The 751-nt window shown below is 45.1% G+C and carries 1 protein-coding gene; it reads left to right on the top strand.

Annotation, left to right across the window (positions count from 1 at the left end; genetic code table 11):
• On the top strand, positions 1–751 hold a 751-nt coding region (locus ACS8FD_RS19890), incomplete at both ends, for an ABC transporter ATP-binding protein (RefSeq protein ID WP_439277139.1).

The raw sequence follows: 751 nt of genomic DNA, 5'->3' as shown, positions 1-751 counted from the left end.
GTTGGTGAATCTGATGCTACCAGCCCTACTCTGACATCTGCGCCAATCAAACTACTTGATAGCTTTTATTTAGATATCAAACCCGGTGAGAAGATTGGTTTGGTGGGACGCTCAGGTGCTGGTAAGTCAACCTTGGTTAATTTACTCTTACGCTTTTTTGATGTCGATAGCGGTAAAATCTACATCGATGGTCAAGCGATTGACGAGGTCACGCAAGAGTCATTGCGTCAGCAGATTGGCATGGTCACTCAGGATACCTCACTCCTGCATCGTACTGTTCGTGAAAACATCGCTTACGGTCGCCCTGATGCCACTGATGAAGAGATTATTTTTGCGACCAAGCAAGCCCAAGCTTGGGACTTTATCAAAGACTTATATGATGACAAAGGCAACACCGGTCTTGATACCCAGGTCGGTGAGCGCGGTGTCAAACTCTCTGGTGGTCAGCGTCAGCGTATTGCCATTTCTCGTGTCATGTTAAAAAATGCTCCTATTCTGCTTTTAGATGAGGCAACCAGTGCGCTTGATTCTGAGATTGAATTTGCCATTACCGAAAGCTTAAATGACATTATGACTGGTAAAACCGTTATTGCGATCGCGCATCGTTTATCAACGATTGCCGCCCTAGATAGATTGGTCGTTATGGATAAGGGGCAGATTATCGAACAAGGTAGCCATGATGAATTATTGGCATTAAAAGGTGTTTATGCTGGTTTGTGGCAGCGTCAAAGCGGTGGTTTTTTGGGTGAAG

This window comes from Psychrobacter sp. 1U2 (genome assembly GCF_051847575.1).
Note: the sequence above shows the minus strand (reverse complement) of the source record. Positions and strands in the feature narration are given on the sequence as shown.